Origin of the sequence: Streptomyces sp. 71268, assembly GCF_029392895.1 — a bacterium.
Classification (GTDB): Bacteria; Actinomycetota; Actinomycetes; order Streptomycetales; family Streptomycetaceae; genus Streptomyces.
The window spans coordinates 5,433,314-5,460,000 of record NZ_CP114200.1; the positions used below are offsets into that span (position 1 = coordinate 5,433,314).

General features: G+C 75.3%; 19 protein-coding genes and 1 pseudogene (1 of these 20 cut by a window edge). 15 read left to right on the forward strand and 5 right to left on the reverse strand.

Annotated elements, in window-relative coordinates; all coding sequences use genetic code 11:
• Positions 1-73 precede the first annotated feature (73 nt).
• Positions 74-979 carry a DNA-3-methyladenine glycosylase 2 family protein gene (locus OYE22_RS21495; RefSeq protein WP_277321934.1) on the forward strand — a complete coding sequence of 302 codons (906 nt, stop codon included), beginning with the start codon at positions 74-76 and terminating at the stop codon, positions 977-979.
• 64 nt (positions 980-1,043) lie between these two features.
• Here the strand turns inward: OYE22_RS21495 and OYE22_RS21500 are convergent, their stop codons facing one another.
• The 3 genes from OYE22_RS21500 to OYE22_RS21510 form a co-directional block, all read right to left on the reverse strand.
• A complete protein-coding gene (locus OYE22_RS21500) occupies positions 1,044-2,411 on the reverse strand; it encodes a coenzyme F420-0:L-glutamate ligase (RefSeq protein WP_277324251.1) in 1,368 nt (455 codons plus the stop codon).
• An 8-nt stretch (positions 2,412-2,419) separates the two neighbouring features.
• Positions 2,420-3,385 (reverse strand): 2-phospho-L-lactate transferase, encoded by a 966-nt coding sequence (cofD, locus tag OYE22_RS21505; protein WP_277321935.1) that lies wholly within the window; start codon positions 3,383-3,385, stop codon positions 2,420-2,422.
• A 62-nt stretch (positions 3,386-3,447) separates the two neighbouring features.
• Positions 3,448-4,008 (reverse strand): cysteine dioxygenase family protein, encoded by a 561-nt coding sequence (locus tag OYE22_RS21510; protein ID WP_277321936.1) that lies wholly within the window; start codon positions 4,006-4,008, stop codon positions 3,448-3,450.
• A gap of 715 nt (positions 4,009-4,723) precedes the next feature.
• Here OYE22_RS21510 and OYE22_RS21515 point away from each other — a divergent pair.
• From OYE22_RS21515 to OYE22_RS21530, 4 genes are all read left to right on the forward strand, one after another.
• Positions 4,724-4,987: a WhiB family transcriptional regulator gene (locus tag OYE22_RS21515; protein ID WP_176161945.1), complete on the forward strand. Its 264-nt coding sequence runs from the start codon at positions 4,724-4,726 to the stop codon at positions 4,985-4,987.
• Between the two features lie 734 nt (positions 4,988-5,721).
• Positions 5,722-9,390, forward strand: a complete 3,669-nt coding sequence (locus OYE22_RS21520) for a glycosyltransferase family 2 protein (protein WP_277321937.1) — start codon at positions 5,722-5,724, stop codon at positions 9,388-9,390.
• Positions 9,387-9,836 (forward strand): hypothetical protein, encoded by a 450-nt coding sequence (locus tag OYE22_RS21525; RefSeq protein ID WP_277321938.1) that lies wholly within the window; start codon positions 9,387-9,389, stop codon positions 9,834-9,836. The genes OYE22_RS21520 and OYE22_RS21525 overlap by 4 nt, the downstream gene beginning before the upstream one ends.
• Positions 9,833-11,377 (forward strand): DUF5719 family protein, encoded by a 1,545-nt coding sequence (locus tag OYE22_RS21530; RefSeq protein ID WP_277321939.1) that lies wholly within the window; start codon positions 9,833-9,835, stop codon positions 11,375-11,377. Before OYE22_RS21525 ends, OYE22_RS21530 begins: the two co-directional genes overlap by 4 nt.
• A gap of 206 nt (positions 11,378-11,583) precedes the next feature.
• Here the strand turns inward: OYE22_RS21530 and OYE22_RS21535 are convergent.
• Positions 11,584-12,018 (reverse strand): annotated as a pseudogene (locus tag OYE22_RS21535) (metallopeptidase family protein); the annotation flags it as partial.
• A 463-nt stretch (positions 12,019-12,481) separates the two neighbouring features.
• Here OYE22_RS21535 and OYE22_RS21540 point away from each other — a divergent pair.
• The 8 genes from OYE22_RS21540 (at position 12,482) to OYE22_RS21575 (ending at position 21,898) form a co-directional block, all read left to right on the forward strand.
• Positions 12,482-12,916 carry a DUF3499 domain-containing protein gene (locus tag OYE22_RS21540; RefSeq protein WP_277321940.1) on the forward strand — a complete coding sequence of 145 codons (435 nt, stop codon included), beginning with the start codon at positions 12,482-12,484 and terminating at the stop codon, positions 12,914-12,916.
• Positions 12,917-13,144: 228 nt separating this feature from the next.
• Positions 13,145-13,690, forward strand: a complete 546-nt coding sequence (locus OYE22_RS21545; RefSeq protein WP_277321941.1) for a CAP family protein — start codon at positions 13,145-13,147, stop codon at positions 13,688-13,690.
• Positions 13,691-13,902: 212 nt separating this feature from the next.
• Positions 13,903-15,519: an L-lactate permease gene (locus OYE22_RS21550; protein ID WP_277321942.1), complete on the forward strand. Its 1,617-nt coding sequence runs from the start codon at positions 13,903-13,905 to the stop codon at positions 15,517-15,519.
• Positions 15,520-15,840: 321 nt separating this feature from the next.
• Positions 15,841-17,199, forward strand: a complete 1,359-nt coding sequence (locus tag OYE22_RS21555) for a phosphomannomutase/phosphoglucomutase (protein ID WP_277321943.1) — start codon at positions 15,841-15,843, stop codon at positions 17,197-17,199.
• Positions 17,200-17,546: 347 nt separating this feature from the next.
• On the forward strand, positions 17,547-17,729 hold the full coding sequence (locus OYE22_RS21560; RefSeq protein WP_277321944.1) for a Trm112 family protein: 183 nt from the start codon (positions 17,547-17,549) through the stop codon (positions 17,727-17,729).
• 46 nt (positions 17,730-17,775) lie between these two features.
• Positions 17,776-19,224, forward strand: coding sequence for an SIS domain-containing protein (locus OYE22_RS21565; RefSeq protein WP_277321945.1), 1,449 nt, complete (start codon positions 17,776-17,778; stop codon positions 19,222-19,224).
• A 276-nt stretch (positions 19,225-19,500) separates the two neighbouring features.
• The gene (gene manA, locus OYE22_RS21570) at positions 19,501-20,718 is read left to right on the forward strand and encodes a mannose-6-phosphate isomerase, class I (protein ID WP_277321946.1); all 1,218 of its coding nucleotides are present in this window, start codon (positions 19,501-19,503) and stop codon (positions 20,716-20,718) included.
• A 223-nt stretch (positions 20,719-20,941) separates the two neighbouring features.
• A complete protein-coding gene (locus OYE22_RS21575) occupies positions 20,942-21,898 on the forward strand; it encodes a cation diffusion facilitator family transporter (RefSeq protein ID WP_277321947.1) in 957 nt (318 codons plus the stop codon).
• A gap of 79 nt (positions 21,899-21,977) precedes the next feature.
• On the opposite strand, the gene OYE22_RS21580 is transcribed toward OYE22_RS21575, so the two are convergent.
• Positions 21,978-24,122 carry a fructose-specific PTS transporter subunit EIIC gene (locus tag OYE22_RS21580; protein ID WP_277324252.1) on the reverse strand — a complete coding sequence of 715 codons (2,145 nt, stop codon included), beginning with the start codon at positions 24,120-24,122 and terminating at the stop codon, positions 21,978-21,980.
• 435 nt (positions 24,123-24,557) lie between these two features.
• Here OYE22_RS21580 and ahcY point away from each other — a divergent pair, with 435 nt between their 5' ends.
• A complete protein-coding gene (gene ahcY / locus OYE22_RS21585; RefSeq protein ID WP_277321948.1) occupies positions 24,558-26,018 on the forward strand; it encodes an adenosylhomocysteinase in 1,461 nt (486 codons plus the stop codon).
• Between the two features lie 197 nt (positions 26,019-26,215).
• Positions 26,216-26,687, forward strand: partial view of a hypothetical protein gene (locus OYE22_RS21590; RefSeq protein WP_277321949.1) — the 5' portion only. 143 nt of this gene lie beyond the right edge of the window; only the first 472 of its 615 coding nucleotides appear in the window; it begins with the start codon at positions 26,216-26,218; its stop codon lies off the right edge, out of view.

A 26,687-nucleotide genomic window follows, 5' to 3' on the forward strand; every position in this document is an offset into this window, starting at 1 on the left:
GACGGGAGGAGGCGCCGGCGAAGGCACCGGGCCAGTGGCCCGGTCGCCGGGCCCGCCCACGTACCCTGGCCAGATGTCCGCCACCCGCACCTGGGTCCCGCCAGGCCCGTACGACCTGGTGCGCAACCTCGGCGTGCTGCGCCGGGGGCCGGGCGATCCGGCGTTCCGGGTGGCCGCCGACGGGGCGGTCTGGCGGGCCTCGCGCACGCCGCAGGGCCCCGGCACGATCCGCCTCGCGCGCCACGGCGGCGCCATCGAGGCGCGGGCGTGGGGCGAGGGCGCCGACTGGCTGCTCGACCGGTTGCCCGCCCTGCTCGGCGCCGACGACGACCCGGACCGCTTCCGCCCGCGCCACCGCCTGGTGCACGAGGCGCACCGCCGCCACCCGGGCCTGCGGCTGATCCGCACCGGCCTGGTGCTGGAGTCGCTGGTGCCCTCGATCCTGGAGCAGAAGGTCACCAGCGACGAGGCGTACCGCGCCTGGCGGCTGCTGCTGTGGCGGCACGGCGAGCCCGCGCCGGGCCCGGAGACGCGGCTGCGGGTGATGCCCGACGCGCGCGGCTGGGCGCTGATCCCGTCCTGGGAGTGGCACCGGGCCGGCGTGGACGGCAAGCGGTCGGACACGGTCGTACGCGCCGCCCGGGTGGCCGGCCGGCTCGAAGAGGCGGCGTCGATGGAGCTGCCGCGGGCCATGGCCCGGCTCCAGGCCGTGCCCGGCATCGGCCCCTGGACGGCGGCCGAGGTGCTCCAGCGCAGCAACGGCGCCCCGGACGCGGTCACCGTCGGCGACCTCCACCTGCCCCGCATCGTCGGCTACGCCCTCACCGGCCGGCGCGGCACCGACGACGCCACCATGCTGGAACTGCTCGCCCCGTACGCCGACCAGCGCTACCGCGCCTGTCGGCTGATCCTGCTCGCCGGCGTCGTCCCGCCGCGCCGCGCGCCGCGCTTCTCACCGGGCGACATCCGGGCCCTGTGAGCCGCGCCCGCCCCGGTACGGCGCGCGGTGCGGGCCGGTCGTCGCCGGCCCGCGCCCCGCGCCGTTAGCGCACCTCGATGAAGGCCGACGCCTCGCGGGGCGGGCGCGGCACGGGCGGGGTGGCCGGGCGGCCGACGGCCACCGCGCCCAGCGGGTCCCAGTTCGCCGGCAGCTCCAGCACGCCGCGCACCACGTCGCGGCAGAACATCGTGGAGGAGACCCAGGCCGAGCCGAACCCCTCGCCGGCCAGCGCGACCAGCAGGTTCTGCACACCCGCGCCGGCCGCGACCACGAACATCTCGCGCTCGGCGGTGGCCCGCCGCTCGTCCGGGTAGTCGTGCGCGCCGTCCGCGACCAGGCACGGTACGACCAGGTACGGGGCGCGGCGCAGCACGTCCCCGCGGCGTATCCGCCTGGCGATGCTCTCCTCGCCGAAACCGTCGGCCCGCAGGTCGGCGATCCACGCCTCGCGCATCGCGTCGAGCAGTTCGGTACGCGCCTCGGCGCTCTCCAGCAGCACGAACCGCCAGGGCGTGGTGTGGTGCGGGGCGGGCGCGGTGACCGCGGCGGCGACCGCGCGCCGCACCGCCGCCCCGTCCACCGGCGCGTCGGTGAACTCGCGCACCGTACGCCGCAGCGTCACCGCCTCCCGTACGGCCTCCGACGTGCCGAGCCGGAACATGTCGTCGGTCGCGGAGCGCACCAGGGCCCGCGCCCCGACCTCGGTCGGGTCGGCGGCCTCGCCCACCAGGCGCGGCAGCCCGCGCAGCACCGCGACGGGGCAGCCGCTGGCCTTGCCCTTGACGAGGTCGCCGGCGGCGGCCAGCTCGTCGGCGGTGGCCACGACGGTGACCGCGAGCGGGTTGCCGTGCTCGTCGGTGCCGCCGCGCAGGTCGTCCAAGACGCGCAGGCCGGCGGCGCCGATGGCCACGTCCGTCAGCCCGGCGCGCCAGGGCCGCCCGAAGGTGTCGGTGATCACGACGCCGACGTCGACGCCGAGCGCCTCGCGCAGCTCCGCGCGGATGGCCCGGGCCGAGGCGTCCGGGTCGGCGGGCAGCAACAGCACGGTGCCGGCCGGGGTGTTGGAGGCGTCCACACCGGCGGCGGCCATCACGAAGCCGTTGCGGTTCTCCACGATCCGCAGCGCGCCGCGCTGGGCGACGACGCGCACCGTCTCGGCGTCGATCGCCGCCTCCCGGTCGTCGGCCCGCACGACCCGACCCTCCGCCTTGCTGACGATCTTGGAGGTGACGATGACGACGTCGCCGTCGGCGAGCCCTGGCAGGTCCGGGCCGATCGCCGCGGCGGCGATCAGCTTGGCGAGCGAGTCGCCGGGCCGCACTTCGGGGATGCCGGGCAGCGCCCACACCCGGAAGGCCGCGGGCCCGGCCGGCCCGGCAGTCCCAGCCGACTCCGCGTCGGACGCCGGCACGGAGTCGCTCACGCCCGCACCTCCTCGGCCAGGGTCAGCGCCTCGCGGGCCATCTGGGCCGTGGCGGCCAGGTCGGACATCATCAGCGGCACGGCCCGGCAGCGGATGCCGGCCGCTTCCACCTCGGCGGTCGCGTGCGCGTCCACCGTGTCCACCAGCCAGCCGTCGAGCAGCCCCGAGCCGTAGTGCGCGGCGACGGCGGCGGCCGTGGACTCCACGCCGACGGCGGCCAGCACCTTGTCCGCCATGCCCCGCACCGGCGCGTCGCCCACGATCGGGGACAGGCCCACCACCGGCACGCCCGCGTCCGCGATGGCCTCCCTGATCCCGGGCACGGCCAGGATGGTGCCGACGCTGACGATGGGGTTGGACGGCGGGAAGAGCACGACGTCGGCGGCGGCGATGGCCTCCAGGACGCCGGGCGCCGGCTTGGACTGCTCGGCGCCGACGGGCACCACCGCGTGCGCGGGCACCGAGGCCCGCAGCCGCACCCAGTACTCCTGGAAGTGCACGGCCCGCCGACCGCCCTCCGCCTCCGGGTCGTCGATGAGCACGTGCGTCTCGACCCGGTCGTCGCTCATCGGCAGCAGCCGCACGCCGGGCTGCCAGCGGGCGCACAGCGCCTCGGTGACCGCGCTGAGCGGATAGCCCGCGCCGATCATCTGCGTCCGGACGATGTGCGTCGCGAAGTCCCGGTCGCCGAGCCCGAACCACTCGGGCCCGACGCCGTACGCCGCCAACTCGCCCTTGACCGCGAAGGTTTCGTCCGCCCGGCCCCAGCCCTGCTCCTCGTGGATGCCACCGCCGAGGGTGTACATCACGGTGTCCAGGTCGGGACAGACCTTCAGGCCGAAGAGATGGATGTCGTCCCCGGTGTTGCCGATGACGGTGATGTCCGCGTCGGGCGCCGCCGACTTGAGACCGCGTAGGAACCGGGCGCCGCCGATCCCCCCTGCCAGAACCACAATGCGCATGGGCACAGTCTGTCAGTCGCGCGGCGCACACCGTGGTCCGGTGCGGCGCCGGGCGGGCGGCCTCAGTTGCCGCCGGCTCCGAGCACCGCCGTGGCGGTGGACCGCTGCTCAGGGGCGTGCGCGGTGGCCGCGAGGGCCGCCTCGCCGGCGGCGGAGTGGCCGGGCTGGTCGGAGTGGAAGGGCATGTCCGTCAGGCCGGGGAAGTAGACGTGCAGGCTGACGGCGGGTTCGAGGGAGTCGTTGACGACGTCGTGCGCGTAGCCGGGCGCGACCACGTGCTGCGCGCCGGGGCCCAGAGTCCGCTGCCCGTACGCGGTGCGCTCGGTCAACCGCCCCCGCAGGACGGTGAAGACGCCGCTGGAGCGACCGTGGTCGTGCGCCCCGCTGCCCTGGCCGGGGACCCAGCTCAGCAGCCAGACCTCGTAACCGGGGCCGGTGCGCAGCCGGTGGTACCAGCGGCTGGTCGCGTCGTAGTCGACCAGCGGGGCCCAGCTCGCGCGGTCGGCGGCGATGGTGCGGGCGAGGCGGGCGAAGCCCGAGACGGTGCTCGGGTGGGCGGGGACCGGCGGCAGCAGGTGGGGGATGTCGAGCCAGTCCCCGGCGATCTGGACGTCGCTGTTCATGTACGGAGTTCCTCGGCAGAAGTGCGGGTGGCGCGCGGTGCGATCAGCCCCGCGCACGGCGTCGGGCGACCCGGCGCGCACGCGGCGGCGGTGGAACGAGGGAAAAACAGAGGCAAGCGGAAGCAAGCGGAAAGCTGGAGCTCGGTGGCATCAACAGCTGGAACAGCGACAGCGGGCCTGCACAGCGCAGCGGAACCCGTAGGCACGGGTCGGCCGGGGCATGGGGCTCACTGACATGTGACCAAGGAGACCGGGTCTGCTCGATCCTGTCAACCGGCTGTCCATTTTGGGGGTAATGTTTCACCTCATCCGGTTACTCCGGCCGGAGAAAGGTTTGTGCAGTCGGGTCACCGGAGAGGTGGCGCAGCATCCGCAGTCGTTGACGCCGTCGGGTGCTCGCGATCGTTGTCCCGTGCGGGTGGCGGGATGTGATCAGGTTCGCTTTGGCGTGTGGACCGCAACTGGGACCGGCAGGCGTGGCGTCTGTTTCGGCGGGAAGGCGCCGTAGCGTGCGCCGAACGCGGCGGGGCGGTAGATGTGTCCGGCTTTAGGCTGATTTGAACACTTTCTGCGAGCCCTTGGTTCCGCAGAGTGAATAAGCGGCCCAATAGCAGATCTCGGCTTGACTGGCTCGGATCGGCACACTTGTAATTTCACACGTGTCGTTCACGCTCACGGCGGCGGCACGCGACGCAATGACGGACGAGGGGCGCACATGACCGAGTTGTTCCAGCAACTGCTGGTCGAAGAGGCGGACGAGGAGCTCGGCTGGCAGGAGCGCGCACTGTGCGCTCAGACCGATCCTGAATCGTTCTTCCCGGAAAAGGGCGGGTCCACGCGCGAGGCGAAGAAGGTCTGCCTCGCCTGTGAGGTCCGCTCCGAGTGCCTCGAATATGCCCTCGCGCATGATGAACGCTTTGGAATCTGGGGCGGTCTGTCCGAACGTGAACGCCGACGACTCAAAAAGGCCGCGGTCTGAACGGCTGGTCCCCCCACAGAGGCTTCACCCACGGTCCGCCCTCGGCGCCACGGCGCACGGGAGGCGGACCGTCGCGTTGAGCGCCCGTATGAGTCCGTGCCTCGCGCGTCGCTCTTGCCGGTGACGCCGGCACGCGCCGGGCCCGCCCCGCTGTCGGGGTCTGGCCCGCCGCCGGGGCCGGGCCCGCTCGCCTTCGCCGAGCCCGGGACGGCCGCGCCCGCGCCGCTCGCTGACGCCGCGTCGGGTCCGGTTAGGCGCTCGGCTCGTACGGCGCGGACATGCGTACGGGGGATGGCACCGGGTGTGTCGGGACAAGGCGGGACATGTCGGTGTCCGATGCAGTGCGCGATGTGAACGTATCCGAGCGGCGCCCGGCCACATCCGGGCCACGGGCTGGCGGGGCGGGCGGGAGCGGGGTGGGGGCTCGGGCGCGCGCCGGCCTCCGAACCGGTGCGGCTCTGCGGCCTCGTCAGCCGGCGCGGCCCGGCCGTATGTGGCCCCGTGCGCGCGCGAGCGCCGTACGCGCGGCGGTACGCGCCCCGGGCGCGCGGGGTTCGGGACGCGGCCCGGGCGGAGCGGCGACGCGACCGGGGCGAGCGGGCCGGGGGTGCGCCCCGGACAGCGCGACGGGGCCGGGCGGCCGAGCCGTTAGTGTGGGGGCCCGTCCGAGACGCCGGCGCCCCAGCGGGGCACACGCGTCCACCGCAGTCCAGCGAACCGGGGCCCGTACCTCGATGTCCGTGCACAGCCAACCGGCGGCCTCCTACCCGGCCGCGTCCACCGAGTTCGCGCCCACCCACTCGGGCGCGGCGTCCGCCACGCCCGAGTTCCCGCGGCACGTGGTCACCGCCGTACTCGTCTCCCACGACGGAGCCCGCTGGCTGCCGGACGCGCTCGCCGGCCTGTTCGGCCAGGAGCGCCCGGTGCAGTACGCGGTGGGCGCCGACACCGGCAGCGCCGACGCCTCCGCCCAGTTGCTCACCGACGCGCTCGGCCAGGAACGGGTCCTGCACCTCGCGCGCCGCAGCGGCTTCGGTACGGCCGTCGACGAAGCGGTGCGCACGGCCCCGGTGCTGACGCCGGACCAGTTGCCGTACCTCAGGCGACCCAGCGGCTGGGACCCGGCCACCCGCACCTGGCGCGACGACGCGTACGACATGCCCGAACTGCCCCACGGCGAACCCGTGCAGTGGCTGTGGCTGTTGCACGACGACTGCGCCCCCGAACCCACCGCCCTGGCCGAGTTGCTGCGCGTCGCCGACGCCAGCCCGCGGGCGGCCGTCATCGGCCCCAAGCTGCGGAGCTGGTACGACAAGCGGCAGTTGCTCGAAGTCGGCGTCAGCATCGCCCGCAGCGGGCGCCGCTGGACCGGCCTTGAGCGCCGCGAACAGGACCAGGGCCAGCACGACCAGGTACGGCCCGTGCTCGCCGTCTCCAGCGCCGGCATGCTCATCCGGCGCGACGTGTGGGACGAACTCGGCGGCTTCGACGCCCGCCTCCCGCTGATGCGCGACGACGTGGACCTGTGCTGGCGCGCCCAGGCCCTGGGGCACCAGGTGCTCGTCGCCCCCGACGCCGTGCTGCGGCACGCGGAGGCCGCCGCGCGCGAGCGGCGCCCCATCGACTGCGTGGGCCGCGCCGGCCGCACCGCCCCCGCCGACGGCGGCGAGCGGGGTTCGGCCCTGCGTCGCCTCGCGCCCCGCGCCTCGTCGCCGCACCGCGTCGACAAGACCGGCGCCGTCTACGCGCTGCTCGCCAACACCCGAGGCGCGCTGCTCCCCTACGTCTTCCTGCGCGTCGTCCTCGGCACCCTGCTGCGCACCCTCGGCTACCTGGTGGGCAAGGCCCCCGGGCAGGCCGTGGACGAGTTCGCCGGGCTGTGCACCGTCCTGCTGCGCCCCGAGCGGGTGCTCGCGGCGCGGCGGGCGCGTGGCCGGCCCGCGGTGGCCGCGAGCGAACTGCGCCCGCTGTTCCCGCCGCCCGGGGCCACCGTCCGGGCCACCGTCGAACAGCTCGCCAGCGGCCTCGGCGGGCGCTCCGAACCGGAGACCGCGTCCGGCGGCCGGCACGGGGCCGTCGAGTCCGGACCCGGCGGCGACGACGCCGACTTCCTGGAGGTCGAGCAGTTCGTCCGGCTCAAGCGCGTCGCCCGCAAACCGGGCCCGGTGCTCTTCGTCGCGCTGCTGCTCATCTCCCTCGTCGCCTGCCGCGACCTGATCGGCGGCGGCTCGCTGGCCGGCGGCGCCCTGCTGCCCGCGCCCGGCGACGTCAGCGACCTGTGGGCCCGCTACACCGACACCTGGCAGCCCGTCGGCGTCGGCTCGGCCGAGGCCGGCCCGCCCTACCTGGCCGTCCTCGCCGCGCTGGCCACCCTCTTCCTCGGCAGCACCGGCTTCACCCTCACCCTGCTCCTGGTCTGCTCGGTCCCGCTGGCCGGACTCAGCGCCTACTTCGCCTCCCGGCCCCTCATCGGCTCCCGGCTGCTGCGCGCCTGGGCCAGCGTCGCGTACGCGTTCCTGCCCGCCACCACGGGCGCGCTGGCCAGCGGGCGGCTCGGCACCGCCGTACTCGCCGTGCTGCTGCCGCTGATGGCGCGCGCCGCCGTCGCCGCCGCCGGGCTCACCCTGCCGCGCGGCGCCGGCGGGGCCGCCCGGCAGGCGCCCTCCTGGCGGGCGGTGTGGGCGTACGCGCTGCTGCTCACCTTCACCATGGCGTTCACGCCGGTGGTGTGGCCGATCGCGATGGTCACCGGCGCCGGCGTGCTCGTGCTGCGCGGCGCCCGTGGCGGGGTCGGCCAACTCCTCGCGTACGGCACCCGCTTCCTGGCCGTCGCGCTCACCCCGCTGCTGGTGCTCGCCCCCTGGTCGCTGTCGCTACTCACGCACCCGGGGCGGCTGTTCGACGAGGCCGGGCTCGACCACGCTACCGGCGAGGCCTCCGCACTCGAACTGCTCACCCTGACCCCCGGCGGCCCGGGGGCGCCCGGCGCGCTGCTCATGGTCGGCGTGCTGCTGGCCGCGCTCGCCGCGCTGCTGCGCTCCGAGCGGCAACTCGCGGTGCGCGCCGCGTGGGTGGCGGCGCTGACCGGCTTCCTGTTCGCGGCGCTGGCCGGCGGCGACCACTGGGCCGGTCCGGCGACCCTGGTCTACGGCCTCGCGCTGCTGTGCGCGGGCCTGGTGGGCGCCGAGGGCGCCCGGGCCCGCGTCGCCGAGCAGAGCTTCGGTTGGCGGCAGCCGGTGGCCGCGCTCATCGCGCTCGCCGCCGGCCTCGGGCCGCTCATCGCTGCGTGCGCCTGGATGCTGGGCGGTGCCGACGGGCCGATGGAACGGCGCGACCCGGTGCAGGTCCCGGCCTTCGTCGCCGAGGAGGCCCGCACCCGCGACCAGGCCCGCACCCTGGTCCTCGACGGCAGCGCCGCGCGGGTCGACTACATCCTGGTGCGCGGCTCCGGCGCGCGGCTCGGTGACGCCGAGGCCGCCACCGAGGCCGGTAGCGACCAGCGGCTCGACAGCGTCGTGGCCAACCTGGTCGCCGGCTCGGGAGCCGACCAGACCACCGAACTCGGCGGCTACGCCGTGCGCTACGTGCTGGTCCGCGACAGCGCCCCGCGCCAGTTCGCCCGCGTCCTGGACACGACCCCGGGCCTGACCCGGCTCAGCCAGCAGGACGGCAGCGCCCTGTGGCGCGTCGACCAGCGGGTGTCCCGGGTCGCCGTCATGCCGCCCGCGAAGGCCGACGCCGGCGCGGGCGACGCGACGGCCGTCCCGGTCCCGGTCGCGGCCGGCCCCGTCTCGGCGCACGGCACCGTGCCCGACGGGCCGGAGGGCCGGGTGCTGCGCGTCGCCGACGAGGCCGCGCCCGGCTGGCGGGCCACCCTCGACGGCCAGGAACTCAAGCGGACCACCGTGGACGGCTGGGCCCAGGGCTTCGAACTGCCCGCCACCGGCGGCCGGCTGTCCCTCACGTACGAGACGCCGACCAGCCACACGCTGTGGGTGTGGGCCCAGGGCCTGCTCGCCGTGGTGCTGCTCGTGCTCGCGCTGCCCGGGCGGCGCCGCGAGATGGACGACGACCTGCCGGCGGCCGACGCCCCGGCCGCCCCGACGGCCGCCGCCCCCGGAGCGCCGACCGGCGCCCCCGGCCCGGGCGACGGCGACGTGGCGACGCCCGTGGCCGGCGAGGGCCGCCGGGCGCGCCGGCTGCGGGCCGCGGCCGAGGCGGCGGGCACGCCCCACCCCGGCGCGCCGGAGCCCGGCGCCGCCCCCGCCCCCGACGGCGCGGGCCCCGGCTGGGGCCCGCCGGACACCTCGGGGCCGCCGGCCCCGCCCTTGCCCCCCGTCGGCACCCGCGCCCCAGGCACCCCCCGCCACCCCCGGCCGCCCCGCCCGGCGACCCGACCGTGACGCCGGTCCAGGGCACGCCGCTGGTCGACCCGTACGCGGCCCCGCGTCAGGGCTTCGACCAGCAGGGCTTCGACCAGCCGGGTTATGGCCGGCAGTGGGACGGCGGCCCCGGATACGCCCCCGAGCAGCCCGGCCAACCCGGCACCGCGCCGTACCAGCAGCCCTACCAGGACCCCTACACGCAGGGCGTCGACGCCGGCTACCAGGGGCAGCCCGCCGCCGGCGACCAGGTGACCGGCTACCCGGGCGGCGGCTACCAGGCGGGCCAGGCCGGTCCGTACGGCGGTGGCGACGGCGGTTACCAGGGCGGCTACGACCCCTACGGGTACGGGCAGCAGCCCTACCCGGACGCCGCCGACCCGGGCGCGGGGGCGGCCGGGCAGGACGAGACGACGTACGGCGACGGCACCATCCCCGGGCCCCGCCGCGACGGGAGCCAGGCATGAACCGCACCACCCTGTCCCTGCTCGCCGCCGCCACCGCCCTGGCCGCCATCACCGGCCTCGCGTCGATGACCGGGGACTCCGACTCCGACGCGAAGTCCGGCCCGGGCGGCAAGCGGGCGGCGGCCGCGGCCCGGATGCCGGTCGAGCGCTCCGCGCTGGTGTGCCCCGCGCCCACCTCGTCCGAGCTGGGCGAGACCACGTACACCGCCTACACTCCGCAGGCACCCGGCCAGGGCGGCGGCAAGGGCGCGGCCGAGCTGCTCCCCGCGCACCCCGCCGACGACGGCGGCGGGGACGGCGAGGCGCGGGACGGCGACCGGGGCGAGGGCGACGCGCTGACCGGCGACCCGGTGGTGCCGCTGACCAAGCCCGGGACGCCGGTCTCCGAGAACACCTCGCGCTCCGACGCGCCCGCGCTGATCGGCGTCGCGGACGGCGCGCTCGCCCCGGGCTGGACCGTGCAGCAGACCACCACCGTGACCGCGGGCGACGGGCGCGGCCTGCTCGGCGCCTCCTGCGTCGCCCCCGGCACCGACTTCTGGTTCCCCGGCGTGAGCACGGCGGGGGACCGGCAGGACTACGTCCACCTCACCAACCCCGACAACAGCCAGGCGGTGGTCGACCTGGAGCTGTACGGCGAGAACGGCCGACTGGAGGCGCCCAGCGGCGAGTCGATCAACATCCCGCCGCACTCCACCAAGCCCGTACTGCTCTCCACCCTGGTCAGCAAGCCGACCATCAACGTGACGCTGCACGCGGCGGTGCGCTCCGGACGCATCGGCGCCAGCGTGCAGGCCGTGGACGCCAACATCGGCAGCGACTGGCTGCCGGCCGCGGCCCCGCCCGGCACCCGCGCGGTGCTCCCCGGCATCCCGAAGGACGCCACCTCGGTCCGGCTGGTCGCCTACGCCACGGGCTCCGGCGACGCCGACCTGAAGATCCAGCTCTCCAACCCCTCGGGCTCCCTCACCCCCGCCGGCCACGAGAAGGTGAGCGTCAAGACCCGGATGACCAGCGCGATCGACCTCGGCGACCTCACCAAGGGCGAGCCTGGCTCGCTGGTGCTCACGCCGCAGGGCAGCGGCTCCGCGCCGTTCGTCGCCGCGCTGCGCGTGACGCGGGGCAAGGGCGACCAGCAGGAGACGGCGTTCATTCCCGCCTCCGCCCCGATCGAAAGCCGGGGCACGGTCGCCGACAACCGGTCCAAGGGCAGCACGCTGTCCCTGACCGCGCCCGACGAGGCTGCCACCGTGCGGGTCACCTCGTCGGCCGGGAGCGAGGGCGGCAGCCCGGCCAGCCGGGAGGTCACCGTCAAGGCCGGCACGACGCTCGCCCTCGACCCGCCCCGCCCCGACGGCGCGAAGGGTTCGTACGCGGTGACGGTCGAGCGCCTGGACGGCGGGCCGGTGTACGCGTCGCGGCTGCTTGAGGTGGAGGCGGGCGGGATGCCGATGTTCACCATCCAGGGGCTGCCGGACGACCGGGGCACGGTCGCGGTGCCGCGTGGCAACCAGGACCTGTCGCTGCTCAACGACGACTGAGCCCGCACCGGGAGGCGATTCCCGGCCGCGGCACGCCACCAGATGGCCGAGACCGGTCGGTCGCGGGGAAGCGCGGCCGGGCGGATCGTGGCCCGCGACGAGGTTCGGAAATGGCCGAAACCATTCGGACGCGGACGCGTTCGGAACGGAAGCCGACGGCTTCGGGGGCGGAAGCCGGCGGCTCCGGGGCGGAAACCGGTGGCGGTTCAGTCCTGCCCGTAGCGCGGATCGACCGACTCGGGGGCGAGCCCCAACAGCTCGGCGACCTGCTCGACGACGACCTCGTGCACGAGCAGCGCGCGCTCGTCGCGGCTCTTGGTACGGATCTCGATCGGGCGCCGGAAGACCACGATCCGCGCCGGGCGCTCGCCCTCACCGGCGATGAACCGGCCGAGCGGCACGGCGTCGTCGCTCCACGCCGCGGGGCCGAGCCCGTCGCCGGCGCTCGCCTCGACGCCCGGTACCTCACGTACGGCGAAGTCGACGCCGGACAGTTGCGGCCAGCGCCGTCCCAGCCGCTCGGCCGAGTCGTGCACCAGGTCGTCGAAGGCGTCCGCGCGGCTGATCGACAGCGGCACCTGCGGCGGCGCGATCGGCCCGCGCATGCCACGACCGTGCCGGTCCCGGCGCCGCGGGCGCGGTCCGGTCGGCGCGGGAGCGTCCCCGGCGCCGCCCGTCGCGCGGGCGGCCCCGCCGCGCGCGCGGGGCCCGCCGGCGTCGGCCGACGCGGCGCCGGCGTCCCGGGCGTCGGCCGGACCGCGGGCGGCGTCCCCGGCGCGGGGCGCGGTGGGCGTGCCCCCAGCGCCGGGCGGGGGAGGTACGGGGGTGTCCATCACTGACGAGAGTAGCCGCCGGGCGCCCGCGTACACGTGGCTGCGCGGCGTGACGCACCCTGTCAAGGGATGAACATTCCAGCCATGTTGGCGTTCACATGACGGCGCCTCCTGGCGTCCTGAGCGCGCGCACACGGACGTCAATGGGATCGAATGGTGACAGGAATCATCCCCGGCGAAATCCCGTGATCGCTGGCCTTACGCAGGTCAGGCTGGTTGGCTGGCCGCCGGGTTCATAAGATGAATGAGGACGACACGGTGGAGTGAGGTCATGGAGAGTCTTCGCGGCCCGTTCAAGAGTGCGGTACCGTCCAACGTCGTGAGCCCTGTACGTCGCTGTTCGCGCACCGCGTGCGGCCGTCCCGCCGTCGCGACGCTGACGTACGTCTACGCGGACTCCACCGCGGTCCTCGGACCGCTCGCCACCTACGCCGAGCCGCACTGCTACGACCTGTGCTCGGAGCACTCGGAACGCCTCACCGCGCCGCGCGGCTGGGAGGTCGTCCGGCTCGCCGTGGACACCGGCCCCACCAGACCCAGCGGTGACGACCTCGAAGCGCTCGCCAACGCGGTGCGCGAGGCCGCCCGCCCGCACGACCGAGGCCCCGGAGCCCCTGGCGCCGGCCCGACGCACGGCCGCGAGGCCGACCCCATGGAGGTCGCCCGCCGCGCCCACCTGCGGGTCCTCCGCTCTCCCGACTCCTGACGCCGTCCCCCGGCACCTCCCCGCGCCTCTCGGCCGGCCTTGCGCGCCGCCGCGCCGGGCGTTCCCGCGCCCCTCCCGCGCACCACCGTCCTCGCGCACCACCGACCGCGCACCCGCTCGCGAAGTCCGGACCGCTCGCGGACGCTCCCCGTCGTACGCCATCGCTCCATCCCCGTGCGTCGCGGGGTGACGTGGCTGGTGCGGCCTCGTTAGGGCTGCGTGAAGACGATGATCCGACGTACCGCCCCGCGCGGCGCACTGGCCGCCATGGCGGCCGTGACGGCGACCCTCACGCTGGCCACCCCCGCCACCCCCTCGCCCACCCCGGCGTTCGACCAACAGCTCCTGGACCGCACCAACGCCCAACGCGCCCGCCACGGCGTCCCGCCGCTGGTCCTCGATCCCGCGATCAGCAGCTGGGCACAGGAGTGGGCGGACCAGCTGGCGAAGTCCGGGAAGTTCGAGCACCGGTCCCCCAACAAGTACGGCGAGAACCTGCACTACGCGTGGAGCTCCGATGGCGCCTCGCCGAGCGGCGCCCAGGTGGCCGACGCCTGGTACAACCAGGTCAGGGAGTACACGTACTACGGCCGCGAACCCGACATGAGCACCTTCTCCAAGTGGGGCAACTTCACCCAGGTGGTGTGGAAGAGCAGCCGCAGGATGGGCGTGGGGCTGGCGAAGTCGCGGAACGAAACGTACGTCGTCGTGAACTACAGCCCGGCCGGCAACTACGTCGGCCAGTTCGCCGCGAACGTCCCGGCCCCCAGGTGACCCCGCCCCGTTGACGGCCCGCCCCGAGGCGACCGGGCCCCGGCCCCACTGACCCGGCCCCCGGGGGCTTCCGCCCCGCTGCCCCGGTCCCCGAGGCCGCCGCCCCGCGACGGCGGCGGCTCGGCGGCCGGGGGCGGGGCCTCCGGGACGCCCTGCCTTGTTGACGCCACCTTGTCGCGGACACGACCATTCCTCCACCCCGGGAGGCCCGCTTGTTCGTGCCGCAACTGGAACCGGTCGCCGGTTCCCTCGCCCTGTCCGCGCTCGTCGCCGCCCTTCCGCTCGCCACCGTCCTCACCCTGCTCGGCGCGGCGCGCGTCCGGGCACCGCGTGCCGGGCTCGCCGGCCTCGCCGTCGCCGGGCTCGTCGCCTGGGGCGCGTACGACATGCCCGTCGAGCAGACCCTGTCCGGCGCGGCGCAGGGGGCGCTGTTCGGCCTCTTCCCCATCCTGTGGATCGTCGTCAACGCCCTGTGGGTGTACCGGATGACGGTGCGCACCCACCACTTCGACGTGCTCCGCCGTTCCTTCGGCCGGCTCTCGGACGATCCCCGGGTGCAGGCGCTGGTGATCGCGTTCTGCTTCGGGGCGCTCCTTGAGGCGCTGGCCGGGTTCGGCGCGCCGGTGGCGATCTGTTCGGTGATGTTGGTCGCGCTCGGCTTCGATCCGGTCAGGGCGGCGGTGGTCGCCCTGGTCGCCAACACCGCGCCGGTCGCCTTCGGCGCCATGGGCACCTCCGTGGTGACCCTCGCGCAGGTCACCGAGTTGCCGCTGGACACCGTCGCCGCGGTCGTCGGGCGACAGACCCCGCTGCTCGCGCTGCTGGTGCCGCTGCTCCTGGTCGCCCTCGTGGACGGCCCGCGCGGCCTGCGGGAGACCTGGCGGCCCGCGCTCGCCTGCGGCTTCGCCTTCGCACTCGCACAGTTCGCGGCGGCGAACTACCTCTCGGCCCAGCTCGCCGACATCGCCGCCGCGCTCGCCGGCGCCGCGGCCCTGGCCGCCACCCCGTCCGCTCGCCGCCCGGCCACCGAGCAGGTTCGCGCGACCGTGCTCACCGGCGCGCACGGCGCTGACGTGGACCGGGTGGACCCGCGCCCCGAGGTGCTGCGCGCCTACGCCCCGTACGCCCTGATCGTCGCGGTCTTCTCGATCGCGCAGCTCGGCCCGGTCAAGGAACTGCTCGGCCGGGCCACCCGGCGGTTCGACTGGCCGTTCCTCGACGCGGCGAGCCCCGACGGGGAGCGGCTGGCCGCCAACGCGTTCGCGCTGCCACTGCTGGCCACGGGCGGCACGCTCGTGCTGCTCGCCGGCCTCGGCACCGCCCGGGTGCTGCGGGTGCCCTGGCGGGCGGCGCTCGGCGAGTGGCTGGCCACCGTCCGGGAGCTGCGCGCCGCGATCGTGACGGTGACCTCGGTGCTGGCGCTCGCGTACGTGATGAACCTGTCCGGCCAGGCGGCCACCATCGGCCACTTCGTCGCGGCGGCCGGCGGCGGGCTGGCCTTCCTCTCGCCGGTGCTCGGCTGGTTCGGCGTCGCGGTCACCGGCTCGGACACCTCGGCCAACGCGCTCTTCGGCGGGCTCCAGGTCACCGCCGCCCGCGAGTCCGGCCTCTCGCCGGAGCTGCTGGCGGCGGCGGGCAGCTCGGGCGGCGTGCTCGGCAAGATGATCTCGCCGCAGAACCTCACCATCGCGTGCGCCGCCGTGGGCCTGACCGGCCGCGAGGGCGACCTGCTGCGCAAGGTGCTCCCGTGGAGCCTGGGGCTGCTCCTGGTGATGTGCCTCATCGTGCTGGCCCAGAGCACGCCGGTGCTGGGCTGGATGCTGCCGTGAGGGCACGGGCGCGCCCCGGCCCCGCCGCGGGCCCGGCCGCCCCGCCGCCAGGCCGTGCCACCCCGCCGCCGACTCCCGCCGCCGGCTCCGGCCACCCCGCCGCCGGCTCCGGCCCCCCGCCGCCGGCTCCGGCCGCGCCGTCACCCGGGTGGCCCATGGCCGTGGGGGTGGCCGACTCCGTACGGGGGCGGCGGGGCGAGGGCGTAGCGTGGGGCCGCCGCCGCGGCGGTAGCCGTGCCCGCGGGGGCCACCGGCCGGTGGGCGTTCCCCCTGCCACCGGTAGATTTGGCACCCTTCAACGTTGCCCAGAAGGAGTAGGCCGTGGCTGATCTGTCGCAGCTCGTGAAGGCGTACGACGTGCGTGGGGTCGTCCCCGACCAGTGGGACGAGACGCTGGCCGCACTCTTCGGCGCGGCCTTCGCACAAGTGACGAACGCAAACGCGGTGGTCGTCGGCCACGACATGCGCCCGTCGTCCCCGGGGCTCTCGCGGGCCTTCGCCGAGGGCGCCGCCGCGCTCGGTGTGGACGTCACCGAGATCGGCCTGTGCTCGACGGACGAGCTGTACTACGCCAGCGGCGCGCTCGACCTGCCCGGCGCGATGTTCACCGCGAGCCACAACCCGGCCCAGTACAACGGGATCAAGATGTGCCGCGCCGGCGCCGCCCCGGTGGGCCAGGACACCGGCCTCGCCGAGATCCGCGCCCTGGTCGAGCGCTGGTCCACCGAGGGCGCGCCGCCGAGCGCGGCCACCCGCGGCGCCATCACCCAGCGCGACGTGCTCGCCGACTACGCCGCCCACCTGCGCTCCCTGGTGGACCTGGCCGCGAGCCGCCCGCTGAAGGTGGTCGTGGACGCGGGCAACGGCATGGGCGGCCACACCGTCCCCACCGTCTTCGACGGCCTGCCGATCGAGCTGGTCCCGCTCTACTTCGAGCTCGACGGAACGTTTCCCAACCACGAGGCCAACCCGCTCGACCCGAAGAACATCGTCGACCTCCAGGCGAAGGTCCGGGCCGTCGGCGCCGACATAGGTCTTGCCTTCGACGGCGACGCCGACCGCTGCTTCGTCGTCGACGAGCGGGGCGAGCCGGTCTCGCCGTCGGCGATCACCGCGCTGGTCGCCGAGCGCGAACTCGCCAAGCACCCCGGCGGCACGGTCATTCACAACTGCATCACCTCCTGGTCCGTGCCCGAGATCGTCAAGGAGGCCGGCGGCACGGCCGTGCGCACCCGCGTGGGCCACTCCTTCATCAAGGCGGAGATGGCCCGCACCGGCGCGATCTTCGGCGGCGAGCACTCGGCGCACTACTACTTCCGCGACTTCTGGAACGCCGACACCGGCATGCTGGCCGCGCTGCACGTCCTGGCCGCGCTCGGCGAGCAGGACGGCCCGCTCTCCCAGCTCGTCGCCCGCTACGACCGGTACGCCGCCTCCGGCGAGATCAACAGCACCGTCGCCGACCAGCCGGGCCGGGCCGCCGCCGTCAGGGCCGCCTTCGAGCAGCGCCCCGACGTCCAGCTCGACGAACTCGACGGCCTGACCGTCACCGCCGCCACCTGGTGGTTCAACCTCCGCGCCTCCAACACGGAGCCGCTGCTGCGGTTGAATGTGGAGGCCCGGGACGCGCAGACGGTGGCCCAGGTACGCGACGAGGTCCTCGCCATCGTCCGCGCCTGACCCGCCCGCTGGGCCCGGCCCGCTGGGCCCGGCCCGCCCGCGGCTGACCCGCCCGCCGCGCCCGTCCGCGCCCGGCCCGCCCGCCGGCGCCGGGTACGGGGCGCGCACGCGGGAGCCCGTACGACGCCCTCGTACGGGCTCCCGCGCACGGCCCGCCGGCCCCGGGCCGATCACCGCGCGGTCCCGGCCGGCCCCCGCGCCACCCCGACCGACCCCAGCGCCCGGTCCCGGCCCGGCCCCGACCGGCGGCCGGGCCCGCCGCCGAGGCCCCGTGCCCGTCGCACGCCCGGCCCGCTGGGCGGCGTACCCTGGGCCGCACAGCACTTGCCCGTCCCGAAGGGAAGACCATGCCGGTCGAAGCCAGCCTCCTGGAGATCCTCGCCTGCCCGGCGTGCCACGCCCCGCTGCGGGACGAGTCGGCCGCGACCGAGCCGGAGTTGGTCTGCGAGGGCGCGGGCTGCGGCCTGGCGTACCCGATCCGGGACGGCATCCCCGTACTCCTGGTGGACGAGGCACGCCGCCCCGCCTGACCGCGTACCGCGCGCACGCCCCACGGCGATCGGAGGCCGACGCACCATGCTCGACGAATCGCTCCTGGACGCCCCCGAAGCCCTGGCCCGTGCTGATACCCGAGGTCTGCTGCGCGGCGCCGCCGAGTCCGGCGCGCGGGTGCGCACGGCCGCCCGGTACGCCGCCGAGGCGGGCATCGCGGACCTCCAGCCCGACGGCCGGCCCCGCGCGGTCCTGGTGGCGGGCCCCGGGAGCGTGGCGGAGTGCGCCGCCGACCTGCTCGGCGCCCTCACCGGCGGCAGCGTGCCCGTCACCCTGATCCGTCCCACCGGCGTCGCGCCCGCCGCCGGCGCCCTGCGCTGGACCCTGCCCGGCTGGGCCGGCCCGCTCGACCTGGTGGCCGTGACCAGCCCGGACGGCTCCGAACCGGGCCTGGGCGTACTCCTGGACCAGGCGTACCGGCGCGGCTGCACCGTGGTGGCCCTCACCCCGACCGACACCCCGCTGGTCGAGGCCGTCGAGCGCGCCCGTGGCCTGCACCTCCCGACCACGCCGGCCCCGCTGCTGGAGCCGGACCCCGGCACCGGGTACGGCCAGCCGCCGGCCGACGCCGACCCGTACGGCGCGGACCCGACCCCGCCCGGCACCCCGCACGCCGAGTGGCCCACGGCCCCCGGGGTCGACCAGCCCGACGAGCCCCAGCGCCCCGCGCCCGGCGAGGGTGGCACCAACCCGCCGCCGCTGGCCCCCGGCGAGGCCCACCCCAGGCCCGAGCCGCCCGCGGTCGGAGCCCTCGGCACCCACCCGCACGGCGCGGGCGAGCCCCTCGCGGCCCAGCGCACCAACCCCTACCCCGCCGACCCCTCGCCCGGCGCGCTGTGGGCCGTGCTCACGCCGCTGCTCGCCCTCGTCGACCGGATCGGCCTGGTGCACGCGCCGCCCGAGACGCTGCAACGCGTCGCCGACCGGCTCGACCAGGTCGCCGAGCGCTGCGGCCCCGCCCAGGCCACCTACCGCAACCCCGCCAAGTCGCTCGCCGCCGAACTGGCCGACGCGCTGCCGCTGGTGTGGACCGAGGGCGAGGTCGCGGCGGCCGTCGGCCGCCGCTTCGCCCGGCTGCTCGGCGCGGTCGCCGGCCGGCCCGCGCTCACCGCGGAGCTGCCCGACGCGCTGCGGGTCCACGGCGCGCTGCTGACCAGCCCGCTCGCCGGCGGAGCCGACCCGGACGACTTCTTCCGGGACCGGGTGGAGGAGCCGGAGGCGCTGCGCGCCCGCGTCGTACTGCTCCGCGACCGGCAGGCCCCCGACGCCGACACCGACGCCCCCGACGTCCCGGCGGTCACCGCCGACCTGTCGGCCGCGCCGGCCGCCCGCGAACTCGCGCTCTCGCACGACACCCCGGTCAGCGAGCTCGAACCCACCGCCGAACACGCCGTGGAGCGCGCGGCCGAGCTTCTCGCCATCACGGATTTCGCCGCCGTTTACCTGGCGCTTGCCGGCGCAGAGGGATCATGAACAGCGCGGGGAGCGCACCCGTCGGCAACCCGTCGGCCGCGTAACCCCGTACGTCACCCGCACCACCCGGCAACCCGCCGCACCACAACCACCACAGCGTCCCGTCACCGGCACCCGCCACGGCCCCGGCCCTCGTCGCACCCGCTCGCCCGACCGGGCCCGGGTCCGAGGCCGGGCCCCGCCCGCCGCCGGTCCGCGCGCCACGCCGCCCGGACCGCCCCGGCCCGTCCGACCTCCGCCGGCACCGGTACGCCACCGAGAGTCAGGAACCCCCACATGGACCGCCTAGCCAACACCGTGCGCCCCTACGCCTGGGGGTCCGTCACCGCCATCCCCGAACTCCTCGGCACCGAACCGACCGGCCAGCCGCAGGCCGAACTGTGGATGGGCGCCCACCCGGGCGCACCCTCGCGCGTCGACCGGGGCGCGGGCCCCGTCGGCCTCAACGAGGTCATCGCCGCCGACCCGGAGGCCGAACTCGGCCCGGAGGCCGTCCGCCGCTTCGGCGACCGGCTGCCGTTCCTGCTCAAGGTGCTGGCCGCACAGGTCCCGCTCTCCCTCCAGGTCCACCCCGACCTCGACCAGGCCCGAGCCGGCTTCGCGGACGAGGAGCGGCGCGGCGTGCCCGTCGACGCCCCGCACCGCAACTACAAGGACGCCAACCACAAGCCCGAACTGATCTGCGCGCTCACCCCCTTCGACGGCCTGTGCGGCTTCCGCCCGCCCGCCGAGGCCGCCGACCTGCTCGCCGCGCTCGACGTCGACTCGCTCAAGCCGTACGTGGACATCCTGCGCGCCATGCCGGACACCGACGCGCTGCGCGAGGTGCTCACCGCCGTCCTCAGCGCCGACCGCGAGGCCATGGCCGCCACGGTCACCGAGGCGGCCGAGGCCGCCACCCGGCTGGCCGCGGCGGGCGGCCCGCACGCCGACGCCTACGCCGCGTACGCCGCCGTCGCCCGCAGCTTCCCCGGCGACCCCGGCGTGATCGCCGGCATGCTGCTCAACCACGTCAGGCTCCAGCCCGGCGAGGGGCTCTACCTGGGCGCCGGCGTCCCGCACGCCTACCTCAACGGCCTCGGCGTCGAACTCATGGCCAACTCAGACAACGTGCTGCGCTGCGGCCTCACCCCCAAGCACGTCGACGTTCCCGAGTTGCTGCGGGTCGTACGGTTCGAGAGCGCCCCGCCCGGCGTACTGCGCCCCGAGGCGGAGCCGGACGGCGCCGAGGTCTACGCGACGCCCATCGACGAGTTCCGGCTCTCCCGCCACGTCCTGCCCGCCGACGCCGCCCCCCGCCCGCTGCCGACCGGCGCCCCGCAGGTCCTGCTCTGCACCGATGGCCAGGTCACGCTGCGCGCCCAGGGGCCGACGTCCCCCGGCGCGGCCACCGAACTGCGCCTGGCCCAGGGCGAGTCGGCCTACGTGCCCGCCCCCGAGGCCGTCGAACTCACCGGCGAGGGCACGCTCTACCGCGCCACGCTCGCCCTCTGACGCCCCGCCCCGCCGGCCCGCGCCAACGCCACACGCACCGCCGGGCCGGCGGCCGCCACGCACCCCACCGACAGCCGCCCGACATCCACCCGCACCTCGACGCCACGCCTTGACACCGCTCAGCCGCGGAAGGCTGCAACAATGGCCCGCCGTAAAGCAGCCGTAAAGCGCCGACCCCGCGTCAGGCGCCAGGCGGACACGGCGGAAGGGACATCTGGCACACATGAGTGCATCGGGCGGAACCAAGGCGATCGTCGCCGCACTGGGCGCCAACCTGGCCATCGCGGTGGCCAAGTTCGTGGCCTTCGCGTTCAGCGGCTCGTCGTCCATGCTCGCCGAGGGCGTGCACTCGCTGGCCGACTCGGGCAACCAGGGTCTGCTGCTCCTCGGCGGCAAGAAGGCCAAGCGGGAGGCGACCCCACAGCACCCCTTCGGCTACGGCCGAGAGCGCTACATCTACGGCTTCCTCGTCTCCATCGTGCTCTTCACCATCGGCGGCGTCTTCGCGCTCTACGAGGGCTACGAGAAGATCAAGCACCCGCACGAGATCGAGCACTGGTACTGGCCGGTCGGCGTGCTCGTCTTCGCGATCATCGCCGAGACGTTCTCCTTCCGCACCGCGATCAAGGAGTCCAACCAGGTACGCGGCGCGCTGAGCTGGTCCCAGTTCGTCCGCCGCGCCAAGGCCCCCGAGCTTCCCGTCGTCCTCCTCGAAGACCTCGGCGCGCTGGTCGGCCTCGTCCTCGCGCTCGTCGGCGTCAGCCTCGCCCTCGCCACCGGCGACGGCGTCTGGGACGGCATCGGGACGCTGTGCATCGGCGTTCTCCTCGTCCTGATCGCCATCGTGCTCGCGGCCGAGACCAAGTCGCTGCTGCTCGGCGAGGCCGCCGACAAGAACCAGGTGGAGGCGATCCAGGCGGCCGTGGTCGACGGCGAGACCGTCACCCGCCTGATCCACATGCGCACGCTGCACCTCGGCCCGGAGGAACTGCTGGTCGCCGCCAAGATCGCGGTACGCCACGACGACACGGCGACGGAGGTGGCCGCGGCGATCGACGCCGCCGAGGAACGCATCCGCGCCGCCGTCCCGATCGCCCGCGTCATCTACCTGGAGCCGGACATCTACAGCGCCACGGCCGCCGCGTCCGGCGCCTCCCCCACCAAGCCGACGGCCCCCTGACCGACGGGCCGTCGCGGCCGGCGGCGGGGGAGCGCGCGCCGGGGCGTCCCGGCCGGGGGAGCGGGGCCGGGGCGGCCCGTTACGGGATCTCCGCCAGCACCTCCGTGAGCGCCGCCGGGTCCGGGGCGTCCCGCAACCTCGCGCGGAAGCCGGCATCCGTGAGCGCCCGCGCCAGCCGCGCGAGGATGCGCAGGTGCTCGTCGCCCGCGGCGGCCTCGGGCACGGCGATCATGAAGATCAGCCGGGCCCGGGTGCCGTCGGGGGAGCCCCACTCGATGCCCTCGGCCGAGCGCGCGAAGCCGACCACGGGCGCCGTCACCGCGTCGGTCTTCGCGTGCGGAACGGCGATCTCCGCGCCGAGCCCGGTCGTCCCCCGCTCCTCCCGCTCCAGCGCCGCCCGCTCCAACGCGGCCACGTCGGCGACCCGCCCGCTCCGCGCCACCAACGCCGCCAACTCGCGGATCGCCCCGTCCCGGTCCGCCGCCACGAGCCCTCCCGCGACGCTGTCCCGCGACACGTACCGCGCCAGCCCCGTCATCCCCGCCCCAACAGGAGCGGGTACGGGTGCGGGCGCGGGGGCAGCGGCGGGCGCCGACGCCGACTCCGTACGGACGGCCTCGGCCGAGGAGCGCGCCGTACGCACCGCCTCGGCCGGCGCCCCCGTCGTACGCCCGGCCTCCGGCGCCTCGCGCTCCGCACCACCCGCACCAGCCACGGGCACCCCGTCGGCCACGCCCGCCACGCCCGCCACCCGTCCCCCCGCCTCCAGCGACAGCAGGGCCACCGTCGTCAGGGCCGTGACCACCGTGCCGATCGCGATCGCCACCAGGAACATCGGCGTGCCGCCCACGGCTCCGAACGCCGCCACGACCGGCCCGCCGTGCGGCACCGCCGTGACCGTGGCCAGCCCCGCGACCGCCCCGGCCGCCGCGCCGCCCAGCATGTTCGCCGGGATGACCCGCGCCGGGCGGGCCGCCGCGAACGGGATCGCCCCCTCGGTGATCCCGAAGAACCCCATGAACAGCGCCGCCAGCCCGGTCTCGCGCTCCTGGCCGTCGTAGAGCCGGCGACGGATCAGCGTGGCCAGGCCCTGCCCGAGCGGCGGTACCGGAATGGCCGCCGCGCACATGCCCATGATCTCGGGGTTCTCGGCGACCAGGCCAGCACCGAACAGGAAGGCCGTCTTGTTGACCGGCCCACCCATGTCGAAGCTGATCATCAGGCCGAGAATGACGCCGAGCAGCGCCGCGCTGGTGCCCGTCAGCTCGCCGAGCCAGTCGGTGAGGTGCTCGAAGACCCAGGCGATCGGCCTGCCCAGGACATGGACGAGGAAGAGCCCGAGCGCCGTGGTGGCCAGGATCGGAATGACGATCACGGGCATGATCGGCTGGACGAACCGGGGCACCCGCACCCGCTTGATCCACAGCACCAGGTACCCGGCCAGGAACCCGGCGACGATCGCCCCGATGAACCCCGCCCCCGCCTCCGAGCCGTACAACTCGCCGTGCGCCGCGATCCAACCCCCCACCATCCCGGGCGCCAGCGCGGGCCGGTCGGCGATGGCGTACGCGATGTAACCGGCCAGAATCGGGATCATCAGCTCGAAACCGACCGTGCCGATGTCGTTGACGGCCTTCCAGAGCGACCCGTCGGGGATGACGATCCCCTCGGACGTGCTCTCCCCACCCAGCGCCAGCGAGGCCGCGATCAGCAGCCCGCCCACGACCACGAACGGGATCATGTACGAGACGCCGTTCATCAGCGCCCTGTACGTCACGCTTCGCTGGCCACCCCGCCCGGCGCCACCATCACCGCTACCGCCGCCGGTCGGCACATCAGCCTCGTTCAGCGCACCCGGCGCACCCGGCACGTGCGCCGGGTCGCGTACGGCGCCCGCCCCGTCCCGCGCGCGACCTTCCGCCCCTTCGCCGCCGTGCACGGGGGCGCCCGGCGCCCGCGCGATCAGCTCCTCGGGCCGGTGGATGCCGTCGGACACCCCGACCACCAGCACCGGCTTGCCGACGAACCTGCTCCGGTCGACGTCCTTGTCGGCGGCGATGATGACGGCGTCCGCCTCGCTGACATCGTTGTCGGAGAGTACGTTTTCAGCCCCGATCGCCCCCTGGGTCTCCACCTTGATCCGGTGCCCCAGCGCCTCGGCGGCCCGGGTCAGGTTCTCGGCGGCCATGTACGTGTGGGCGATCCCGGTGGGGCAGGCGGTCACCGCGAGCAGCCGGAGCCCGCCCTCCGCCGCGCCGCCGGGCGCATCGGCCGAACTGGTGGTCACGTGGGTCTCCCTACCGGTCGTCGCGACGGAACGTGCTGCGGATGATCCCGCGCACGACGCCCCGAGAACACACCTCGGACCGAACCAACCCGACCGGGCCACACCGAGCCGTGCGGAACGCGCCACGCGCGGCCGAGACACCACCGCTTCGGCCCTGTCCGGGCCAAGGGGGCTGGGGTTCGCTGGGCCGATCGGTGTAGATTCGTGACAGCCAGACGTCGCTGCTGATGGCGGTCGGGCGGTCCGCTTCGCGGTCCGACCGAGGGAGAGAGGGCCTCCGACGGACTGCGCTGCGACAGGGGGACAGCTCTGTCCGCTGCCGCATGCCCAGCCGAACACCTCTCCATCCCCAACGCACGAGGAGCAGCATTCATGTCGACTGCCGACGCCAACGGCCGGGACTTCAAGGTCGCCGACCTGTCCCTGGCCGACTTCGGCCGCAAGGAGATCACCCTCGCCGAGCACGAGATGCCGGGCCTGATGTCGATCCGCCGGGAGTACGCGGACGCCCAGCCCCTCGCCGGCGCCCGGATCACCGGCTCGCTGCACATGACCGTGCAGACCGCCGTCCTCATCGAGACGCTGGCGGCGCTCGGCGCCCAGGTCCGCTGGGCCTCCTGCAACATCTTCTCCACCCAGGACCACGCCGCCGCGGCCGTCGCCGTCGGCCCGAACGGCACCCCGGACAATCCCCAGGGCATCCCCGTCTTCGCCTGGAAGGGCGAGACGCTCGAAGAGTACTGGTGGTGCACCGAGCAGGCGCTGACCTGGCCCGGCACCGCCACCGGCGGTCCGAACATGATCCTCGACGACGGCGGCGACGCCACCGTCCTGGTCCACAAGGGCGTCGAGTACGAGAAGGCCGGCGCGGCCCCGGACGTCTCCACCGCTGAGAACGACGAGCACCGCGTCATCCTCCAGCTCCTCAACCGCACCCTCGCCGAGAACCCGCAGAAGTGGACGCAGCTCGCGTCCGAGATCCGCGGTGTGACCGAGGAGACCACCACCGGCGTGCACCGGCTGTACGAGATGCACCAGGCCGGTGACCTCCTCTTCCCGGCGATCAACGTCAACGACGCCGTCACCAAGTCGAAGTTCGACAACAAGTACGGCTGCCGCCACTCGCTCGTGGACGGCATCAACCGCGCGACCGACGTCCTCATCGGCGGCAAGGTCGCGGTCGTCTGCGGCTACGGCGACGTGGGCAAGGGCTGCGCGGAGTCGCTCCGCGGCCAGGGCGCCCGCGTGATCGTCACCGAGATCGACCCCATCTGCGCCCTCCAGGCGGCCATGGACGGCTACCAGGTGGCCACGCTGGACGACGTGGTGGAGACGGCGGACATCTTCATCACCACCACCGGCAACAAGGACATCATCATGGCCAGCGACATGGCCAAGATGAAGCACCAGGCCATCGTCGGGAACATCGGCCACTTCGACAACGAGATCGACATGGCCGGCCTCGCCGCCATCCCCGGCATCGTCAAGGACGAGGTCAAGCCGCAGGTCCACACCTGGACCTTCCCGGAGGGCAAGAAGATCATCGTGCTCTCCGAGGGCCGCCTGCTGAACCTGGGCAACGCGACCGGCCACCCGTCGTTCGTCATGTCCAACTCCTTCGCGAACCAGACGATCGCCCAGATCGAGCTGTTCACGAAGCCGGAGGCGTACCCGACGGACGTCTACGTGCTGCCGAAGCACCTCGACGAGAAGGTCGCCCGCCTGCACCTGGACGCCCTCGGCGCCAAGCTGACCACGCTCCGCCCGGAGCAGGCGTCCTACATCGGCGTCCCGGTCGAGGGCCCGTACAAGCCCGACCACTACCGCTACTGATCCGCCCGCCGACGCCCCGGACCGGGCGAGCGACGCCGCAGCGCCCCGCGCGCAACGGCCCGCATCTCCCTGACGGGGCGCGGCTACCGGTCAGCCAGCAGTAAGCACCACGACGCTCCCGCCACGCACGGGGGAGCATGAGGGCCTGTCCCGGCCACCTCCGGCCGGGCAGGCCCTCACTCGTCAAGGACCCCACCATGCCCCGCGGCCGCTATGCGCTCTATGACCCGCACGATCACACCCCCCTCGGCGTAGAGCAGTTCCACTGCGCGCCCGGCCCCTCCGGCTGGCGCTACGTCTCCCAGACAACCTCCCCCTCCGGCGACCGCGCCGGCTCCGTCGACCTCGCCATCGACGCGCTGGGCCGCCCGCTGCGGATGGAGCTCCAGGCCACGGACTGGCGCGTCCGTGGCGCCGCCATCGACGGCGTCAGCTGGGTCCGCACCGACGCCTCCGGCGCCCACGCGACCGAAGGCAACGCCGCCGCCCACGCCTTCACCGGTACGTCCCCCGCCTTCCTCGTCGCCGCCACCCGACTCCTGCGACTCACCCCCGGCGCCCCCGCCACCCGCCTGCGGCTCGTCGCGCTCACCGCCCCCGTGCTGGCGCCCCGGACCCTCGACCAGTCCTGGGCACTGCTGAAAAGCGAAGCACACGGCACTGACAACG

Bases quoted from the DNA above. Each gene is read 5' to 3' on its own strand.
- OYE22_RS21495 (WP_277321934.1), top strand. From the start codon at position 74: ATGTCCGCCACCCGCACCTGGGTCCCGCCAGGCCCGTACGACCTGGTG.
- OYE22_RS21520 (WP_277321937.1), top strand. From the start codon at position 5,722: ATGTCCGTGCACAGCCAACCGGCGGCCTCCTACCCGGCCGCGTCCACC.
- ahcY (WP_277321948.1), top strand. From the start codon at position 24,558: ATGTCGACTGCCGACGCCAACGGCCGGGACTTCAAGGTCGCCGACCTG.
- OYE22_RS21540 (WP_277321940.1), top strand. From the start codon at position 12,482: ATGGAGAGTCTTCGCGGCCCGTTCAAGAGTGCGGTACCGTCCAACGTC.
- OYE22_RS21530 (WP_277321939.1), top strand. From the start codon at position 9,833: ATGAACCGCACCACCCTGTCCCTGCTCGCCGCCGCCACCGCCCTGGCC.
- OYE22_RS21510 (WP_277321936.1), bottom strand. From the start codon at position 4,008: ATGAACAGCGACGTCCAGATCGCCGGGGACTGGCTCGACATCCCCCAC.
- OYE22_RS21575 (WP_277321947.1), top strand. From the start codon at position 20,942: ATGAGTGCATCGGGCGGAACCAAGGCGATCGTCGCCGCACTGGGCGCC.
- OYE22_RS21565 (WP_277321945.1), top strand. From the start codon at position 17,776: ATGCTCGACGAATCGCTCCTGGACGCCCCCGAAGCCCTGGCCCGTGCT.
- OYE22_RS21560 (WP_277321944.1), top strand. From the start codon at position 17,547: ATGCCGGTCGAAGCCAGCCTCCTGGAGATCCTCGCCTGCCCGGCGTGC.
- OYE22_RS21515 (WP_176161945.1), top strand. From the start codon at position 4,724: ATGACCGAGTTGTTCCAGCAACTGCTGGTCGAAGAGGCGGACGAGGAG.
- manA (WP_277321946.1), top strand. From the start codon at position 19,501: ATGGACCGCCTAGCCAACACCGTGCGCCCCTACGCCTGGGGGTCCGTC.
- OYE22_RS21545 (WP_277321941.1), top strand. From the start codon at position 13,145: ATGATCCGACGTACCGCCCCGCGCGGCGCACTGGCCGCCATGGCGGCC.
- cofD (WP_277321935.1), bottom strand. From the start codon at position 3,385: ATGCGCATTGTGGTTCTGGCAGGGGGGATCGGCGGCGCCCGGTTCCTA.